The sequence below is a fragment of the uncultured Proteiniphilum sp. genome (assembly GCF_937873925.1).
In the GTDB taxonomy this organism is placed as follows: Bacteria; Bacteroidota; Bacteroidia; order Bacteroidales; family Dysgonomonadaceae; genus Proteiniphilum.
In genome coordinates this window covers 1-7,045 of record NZ_CALNAT010000067.1, presented here as the reverse complement: position 1 = coordinate 7,045, position 7,045 = coordinate 1, and the positions used below count along the sequence as shown (strand labels likewise).

The window sequence follows — 7,045 nt, the reverse complement described above, 5'->3', positions numbered from 1 at the left end:
GTGGTGGAAGGCGTGAACATTGTATCGAAACATACCAAGCCCAACGCCCAGAATCCGAACGGAGGGATTGAGAAGAAAGAGGCATCCGTGCACATCTCAAACCTGAATCCGGTAGATCCCAAAACCGGTAAACCTACCCGCGTTGGACGGAAAACAGATAGTAAAGGCAAATTGGTTCGTTACGCTAAAAAATCGGGGGAGGAGATTAAATGAGTACTATAACATACGAAGTAAGCTTAAAAAAAGATTATAAAGAGCGTATTGTTCCTGCGCTGGTGAAGGAATTCAACTACACCACCGTGATGCAGGTCCCCAGACTCGAGAAGATCGTGATCAACCAGGGGCTGGGTATAGCTGTTGCCGACAAGAAGATCATTGAAACGGCTATCAACGAACTGACGACCATTACCGGACAGAAGGCAGTAGCCACTGTATCCCGCAAGGATATTTCGAATTTTAAACTGCGTAGGAAAATGCCCATCGGTGTTCGGGTAACACTGCGCCACGATAAAATGTATGAGTTCCTCGAAAGGCTGGTACGTGTGGCGCTGCCCCGTATTCGCGACTTCAAGGGAATCAATGCTAAACTCGACGGAAGAGGCAATTACACGCTGGGTATCGAAGAGCAGATCATTTTCCCGGAGATCAACATTGATAATATCTCCCGTTTACTGGGGATGAATATTACATTTGTTACTACCGCTGCCACCGACGAAGAGGGATATGCCCTCCTGAGAGAATTCGGATTACCTTTTAAAACAGAACAAGCGCGTCAAGCTAAATGAGCAAAAGACAAGCTTGCTTGGCCTATGCCATAGCGAGCGATTGACTAAATGAAATTGAACAAAAAACAGTAGATAATGGCAAAAGAATCAATGAAAGCCCGCGAGGTGAAGAGAGCCAAAATGGTTGCCCGCTATGCCGAAAAAAGAGCGAAATATCTGGCGGAAGGTAATTACGAAGCACTTCAGACCATACCCAAGAACGCCTCACCGGTACGTTTGCACAACCGCTGTAAGCTTACCGGCCGCCCGAAAGGATATATGCGCCAGTTTGGCGTTTCACGTATCCAGTTCCGCGAAATGGCATCGAAAGGGTTGATACCCGGGGTAAAGAAAGCAAGCTGGTAGAATAATGATAATGCGCTTCGCGCGATAATGCTTCGCGATAATGTGCTTCGCACGATAAATAGGATAGTAATATCACGAGCGGAGCGAGTAACTATCGAGTAACTATCATGAACGAAGTGAATATATCTCAACAAAGTTGCATATCGTGAGCGAAGCGAGCATTTATCATAAGCGAAGCTTATAACTATCGTGAACAAAGTGAACTAAATATTGTCCCGGTGGTCGGGATCAATTTAAATTTTCAATATATGACAGATCCAATAGCAGATTATTTGACGCGGCTAAGAAATGCCATCATGGCAAAGCACAGAGTGGTGGAAATACCCGCATCGAATTTAAAGAAAGATATCACTAAGATACTTTTCGAAAAGGGGTACATACTGAACTATAAGTTCGTAGAGGACGGTCCCCAGGGCAGCATTATGATTGCCTTGAAATACGATCCTGTAAACAAAGTGAATGCAATCAAGAAACTGGAACGCGTTTCTACTCCCGGTTTGCGCAAATATGTGGGACATAAGGATATGCCCCGTGTGCTCAACGGTTTGGGTATTGCCATACTGTCTACTTCAAATGGAGTAATGACCGATAAAGAAGCCCGCGAACAAAAAGTGGGCGGAGAAGTTTTGTGTTTCGTTTATTAATTTGAAGGAGAGAGATATGTCTAGAATAGGAAAATTACCCATCACATTGCCTGCAGGAGTTGCAGTGACAATCGGAAAAGATAATGTGATTACGCTGAAAGGCCCGAAAGGCGAACTGAACCAGCAGGTGAGCAGCGACATGAAGATCGAAGTAAACGATGGCGTGCTTACCATTGAACGGCCTAACGATGAAAAAGAGAGCCGTTCGTTGCACGGCCTCTACCGCTCTTTATTAAATAACATGGTGATTGGTGTTTCGGAAGGTTTCCGTAAGCAACTGGAACTTGTGGGTGTCGGTTATCGTGTAACCAATAGCGGACAGGTTTTGGAGTTATCATTGGGATATTCGCACAGTATTCTCATGGAATTGCCTAAAGAGGTCAAAGTCGAAACCAAAATGGAGAGGAACAAGAATCCGCTTATTTTGCTGGAGTCCTGTGATAAACAACTACTGGGCCAGGTATGTGCCAAGATCCGTTCATTCCGGAAACCGGAACCATACAAAGGAAAAGGTGTGCGTTTCGTGGGTGAACAGATACGTCGCAAATCCGGTAAGACGGCATCCAAATAACACGTAAACTGAATTCACTATGTTAACAAAGAACGAAAGAAGAATAAAGATAAAAACGCGGGTACGCGGTAAAGTACAGGGTTCTCCCGAGAGACCCCGCCTCTCGGTATTCAGAAGCAATAAACAGATATATGCCCAGGTGATCGACGACACCACCGGCAAAACATTGGCATCGGCATCTTCTCTGAAACTGGAAGAGAAACTTCCTAAGAAAGAGATCGCAGCCAAAGTGGGCGAACTGATTGCTCAGAATGCGAGGGAAGCCGGAGTAGAACTGGTAACTTTCGACAGGAATGGTTACCTCTATCACGGACGTATTAAAGAATTGGCAGATGCAGCCCGTAAAGGCGGACTTAAATTTTAACGATCATGGCAGGAGTAATAAACAAAGTAAAATAGACCAACGATATTGAACTGAAAGACCGTTTAGTGGCGATCAACCGTACCACCAAAGTAACGAAGGGTGGTCGTACGTTCACATTTGCCGCTATGGTTGTTGTAGGAAACGAAGACGGCATCATAGGCTGGGGTCTGGGTAAAGCAGGTGAAGTAACTACGGCCATCGCCAAAGGTGTGGAAGCTGCCAAGAAAAACCTCATCAAGGTTCCGGTATATAAAGGAACTATCCCGCATGAGCAGATAGCCCATTACGGAGGCGCCGAAGTCTTTCTGAAACCGGCTGTTACCGGTACCGGAGTAAAAGCAGGGGGTGCTATGCGTGCCGTACTCGAGAGTGTAGGTATCACCGACGTGTTGGCTAAATCCAAAGGATCCTCCAATCCGCACAACCTGGTGAAAGCGACGATTGCTGCGTTGACCGAGTTGAGAGATCCTATCACGGTAGCCCAGAACAGGGGCGTGAGTTTAGAAAAAGTGTTTAACGGATAAAAAAAGGAATCTGAAATGGCTACAATAAAAGTAAAACAGACAAAAAGCAGAATAGGGGCTCCTAAAGATCAGAAAAAAACGTTGGACGCTTTGGGACTTACCAAAATGAACCGTGTAGTGGAGCATGAGGATACGCCCTCCATCAGAGGACTTGTACGCAAAGTGCAGCACCTGGTAACGATTGTGGAATAATTGATTGATAATTGAATTTTCTTAGGAATGAGGGCAGAGGCAAGCTTGCTTATACTATGCCGAATGACGACAGAAAATCAATGGAGTTAAAAATTAAAATAAATAAAGACAATATACAATGGATTTATCGAATTTAAAACCGGCTGAAGGTTCTACCACAACCCGCAAACGGATTGGCCGCGGCTCCGGATCGGGAAAAGGGGGAACTTCAACCAAAGGACATAAAGGACAAAAATCGCGGTCGGGTTATTCAAAGAAAGTCGGTTTCGAAGGGGGACAGATGCCTTTGCAGCGTCGCTTACCCAAATTCGGATTCAAACCTCTGAAAAGAGTTGAATACAAAGCCATCAATCTGGAAACATTGCAGGAACTGGCTGAGGCGCAAAACCTCACCCAAATCAATCCTGAAGTGTTGATGAATGCCGGGCTTATATCCCGCAAACATTTAGTGAAAATTCTCGGCAGGGGTACTTTATCGACTAAACTGGAAGTGACGGCGCATGCCTTTTCCAAAACAGCCGAAGAAGCCATTACTTCAGCAGGTGGAACCGCAGTAAAACTCTAATCAAATGGGATTCGTACAAACAGTTAAGAATATATGGAAGATAGAAGACCTTAGAAAAAGGCTTCTTATTACCATAGGTTTTGTAGCCATTTACCGGTTCGGGTCGTTCGTGGTATTGCCCGGGATCAACCCGGAACATCTCGTGACATTGCAGGCGAATGCCAGCACAGGGCTGTTGAGTCTCCTCGACATGTTTTCCGGAGGAGCTTTTGCCAACGCATCTATCTTCGCACTGGGGATCATGCCTTATATCTCGGCATCCATTGTGATGCAGTTGCTCGGGATCGCGGTACCTGCCTTCCAGAAGATGCAACGGGAGGGTGAAAGCGGACGTACGAAAATTAATCAGTACACCCGCTATCTCACGGTGCTCATTTTGCTGGTACAGGGGCCGGCCTACCTCTATGGAGCTGTAGGCAGCGCTATTCCCGGCGGATTCTGGGATTGGATATTACCTTCCACGATCATACTTGCCGGTGGTAGCATGTTTGTGCTCTGGCTGGGAGAACGCATTACCGATAAAGGGGTAGGAAACGGGATTTCGTTTATCATTCTCATCGGTATCATAGCCCGTTTACCCCACTCATTAGTGGCTGAGTACGACCGGTTGATCGATGCACCGGGGGGATTGATCCTGCTCTTGCTGGAATTGTTGTTCCTCGTAGCCGTTACGGCAGCCGCCATTATGCTGGTACAGGGTGTCAGGAAAGTCCCCGTGCAATATGCAAAACGCATCGTGGGCAACAGGCAGTATGGAGGCGTGAGACAGTATATCCCGCTGAAGGTAAATGCGGCAAACGTCATGCCCATCATTTTCGCCCAGGCCATCATGTTTATCCCCATCACCATTGCGCAGTTCTCTGCACGTGAAGGGGGCGGGTTCTGGGCTTCCCTGATGGACTTTACCAGCTTCTGGTATAACTTAATTTTCGCCACGATGATCATCGCCTTCACCTATTTCTATACGGCAATCACGGTGAATCCGGTGCAGATGGCGGAAGACCTGAAGCGTAACAACGGTTTTATACCGGGAGTGAAACCGGGGAAAAGAACGGCTGAGTATATCGATACTATCATGTCGAGAATTACATTGCCCGGATCGTTTTTCCTGGCTTTAGTCGCTATTTTGCCTGCTTTTGCCAGGATGATGGGAATTAATTCCCAATTTGCCCAGTTTTTTGGAGGTACATCGCTGCTGATCCTTGTCGGAGTAGTGCTCGATACATTGCAACAGATTGAAAGTCACCTGTTGATGCGTCATTATGATGGTTTCCTGAAATCGGGAGCCAAAATTAAAGGACGGACAGGATCAATAGCTGCTTATTAAAGTTTAGCTGAATAGATATGAATAGCCAAGTGATCACATTGAAAACCGATGAAGAGATCGAATTCATGCGTGAAGCGAACCGCCTGGTAGGGATGACGCTCGGAGAGTTGTCGAAATACATCAGGCCGGGGGTTACCACGTTGCAACTCGACCGGATCGCAGAGGAATTCATCAGGGATCACGGCGCCGTTCCCACTTTTTTGGGATATGGAGGTTTTCCCAATTCAATTTGTACTTCCGTGAACGAGAACGTGGTACATGGCATTCCCGATAACAAACCGTTGGTGGAAGGGGATGTGATATCGATCGATTGCGGTACCAAACTGCGTGGCTTTTGTGGCGATTCGGCCTACACATTCTGCGTGGGAGAGGTGAGCCAGGAGGTGAAAAATCTTCTCCGTGTAACGCGTGAGTCGCTCTACAAAGGCATAGAGCAGGCAAAGGAGGGAAACAGGATTGGAGATATCGGGTCAGCCATCCAGACCTACTGCGAGAAACACGGTTATGCCGTGGTGCGCGAACTGGTGGGACATGGGATCGGCAGGCAGATGCATGAAGCCCCGGAAGTCCCTAACTATGGACGGCGCGGAACCGGGCCGCTCATTAAGAACGGATTCTGTATCGCGATTGAGCCGATGATCAATATGGGTGGCAAGAAAGTTGTCTTTGAGAATGACGGATGGACGGTGCGAACGAAAGACCATAAACCGTCGGCCCATTTTGAACACACTATTGCTATCCGGAACGGGGAAGCCGATATCTTATCGACATTTGAATTTATTCAGAACAACTAAAAACAGAGTATCGATTCATGGCTAAACAAGCAGCGATAGAACAGGACGGAACCATCATCGAAGCATTATCGAATGCAATGTTCCGCGTAGAACTGGAAAACGGGCATGAGATAACCGCTCATATTTCCGGTAAGATGCGGATGCATTACATACGCATACTGCCCGGAGACAGGGTAAGAGTGGAAATGTCCCCCTACGATCTTTCGAAAGGAAGGATCTCGTTCAGGTATAAATAGGTGATAAGGAAGTGAAAATTTCGAAATATTACACTGAGATCCCGAAACATAATAAAAAAAAGAGTAAAAATTAAAGATAATTTTCTGACCTTTGTTGTCACAGTGTGGGGGAACCCTCCGGAAAGGTGGAGAGCGAAGGTTCGAAAGATAAAAAAGATATAATCTATGAAGGTAAGAGCATCATTAAAAAAGCGTACGGCCGATTGCAAAATAGTGAGAAGGAAGGGCCGTTTGTATATTATCAATAAGAAAAATCCCAAGTTCAAGCAACGCCAGGGATAGAATAAGAGATAGTAATCAAAATAACTAGAAATAATATATGGCAATAAGAATTGTAGGTGTCGATCTGCCGCAAAACAAGAGAGGTGAAATAGCGCTCACATATATCTATGGCATTGGCCGCAGTGCAGCTAACATCATTTTAGAAAAAGCAGATGTTGACAAGAACATCAAAGTGAAAGACTGGACCGATGACCAGGCAGCCCGTATCCGTGAGATCATCTCGACTGAGTTTAAAGTGGAGGGTGATCTTCGTTCCGAAGTACAGCTGAATATCAAACGACTGATGGATATTGGTTGCTATCGCGGTATCCGTCACCGTATCGGGTTACCCGTACGCGGACAAAGTACCAAAAACAACGCCCGTACGCGTAAGGGAAGAAAGAAAACCGTTGCTAACAAGAAAAAAGCTACTAAAT

At 46.1% G+C, this 7,045-nt stretch carries 14 protein-coding genes; all 14 read left to right on the top strand.

Translation table 11 applies throughout. The features are described from left to right. The coding region (gene rplX, locus Q0502_RS04590) for a 50S ribosomal protein L24 (RefSeq protein ID WP_298647708.1) at positions 1 to 213 on the top strand (213 nt) is incomplete at its 5' end. Positions 214 to 218: 5 nt separating this feature from the next. Further along, positions 219 to 785: a 50S ribosomal protein L5 gene (gene rplE / locus Q0502_RS04585; protein ID WP_298647715.1), complete on the top strand. Its 567-nt coding sequence runs from the start codon at positions 219 to 221 to the stop codon at positions 783 to 785. A 75-nt stretch (positions 786 to 860) separates the two neighbouring features. Beyond that, positions 861 to 1,130, top strand: a complete 270-nt coding sequence (gene rpsN / locus Q0502_RS04580; RefSeq protein ID WP_298647706.1) for a 30S ribosomal protein S14 — start codon at positions 861 to 863, stop codon at positions 1,128 to 1,130. A gap of 248 nt (positions 1,131 to 1,378) precedes the next feature. Then, on the top strand, positions 1,379 to 1,774 hold the full coding sequence (rpsH, locus tag Q0502_RS04575; RefSeq protein ID WP_298647703.1) for a 30S ribosomal protein S8: 396 nt from the start codon (positions 1,379 to 1,381) through the stop codon (positions 1,772 to 1,774). Positions 1,775 to 1,790: 16 nt separating this feature from the next. Further along, on the top strand, positions 1,791 to 2,345 hold the full coding sequence (gene rplF / locus Q0502_RS04570; RefSeq protein ID WP_298647701.1) for a 50S ribosomal protein L6: 555 nt from the start codon (positions 1,791 to 1,793) through the stop codon (positions 2,343 to 2,345). 19 nt (positions 2,346 to 2,364) lie between these two features. After that, complete coding sequence (gene rplR, locus Q0502_RS04565) at positions 2,365 to 2,709, top strand: 50S ribosomal protein L18 (protein WP_298647699.1); 345 nt, start codon at positions 2,365 to 2,367, stop codon at positions 2,707 to 2,709. A 44-nt stretch (positions 2,710 to 2,753) separates the two neighbouring features. Further along, positions 2,754 to 3,233, top strand: coding sequence for a 30S ribosomal protein S5 (gene rpsE, locus Q0502_RS04560; protein ID WP_298647713.1), 480 nt, complete (start codon positions 2,754 to 2,756; stop codon positions 3,231 to 3,233). 15 nt (positions 3,234 to 3,248) lie between these two features. Further along, entirely contained in the window at positions 3,249 to 3,425 is a 177-nt protein-coding gene (gene rpmD, locus Q0502_RS04555) for a 50S ribosomal protein L30 (RefSeq protein WP_298647697.1), read from the top strand. 118 nt (positions 3,426 to 3,543) lie between these two features. Then, on the top strand, positions 3,544 to 3,990 hold the full coding sequence (gene rplO, locus Q0502_RS04550; protein ID WP_298647694.1) for a 50S ribosomal protein L15: 447 nt from the start codon (positions 3,544 to 3,546) through the stop codon (positions 3,988 to 3,990). A 4-nt stretch (positions 3,991 to 3,994) separates the two neighbouring features. Further along, positions 3,995 to 5,317: a preprotein translocase subunit SecY gene (gene secY / locus Q0502_RS04545; protein ID WP_298647691.1), complete on the top strand. Its 1,323-nt coding sequence runs from the start codon at positions 3,995 to 3,997 to the stop codon at positions 5,315 to 5,317. 29 nt (positions 5,318 to 5,346) lie between these two features. Further along, complete coding sequence (gene map / locus Q0502_RS04540) at positions 5,347 to 6,111, top strand: type I methionyl aminopeptidase (protein WP_298647711.1); 765 nt, start codon at positions 5,347 to 5,349, stop codon at positions 6,109 to 6,111. Between the two features lie 17 nt (positions 6,112 to 6,128). Next, the gene (infA, locus tag Q0502_RS04535) at positions 6,129 to 6,347 is read left to right on the top strand and encodes a translation initiation factor IF-1 (protein WP_019541318.1); all 219 of its coding nucleotides are present in this window, start codon (positions 6,129 to 6,131) and stop codon (positions 6,345 to 6,347) included. A 165-nt stretch (positions 6,348 to 6,512) separates the two neighbouring features. Further along, a complete protein-coding gene (gene ykgO / locus Q0502_RS04530; protein WP_076929107.1) occupies positions 6,513 to 6,629 on the top strand; it encodes a type B 50S ribosomal protein L36 in 117 nt (38 codons plus the stop codon). A 37-nt stretch (positions 6,630 to 6,666) separates the two neighbouring features. Beyond that, on the top strand, positions 6,667 to 7,045 hold a 379-nt coding region (gene rpsM, locus Q0502_RS04525; RefSeq protein WP_298647677.1), incomplete at its 3' end, for a 30S ribosomal protein S13.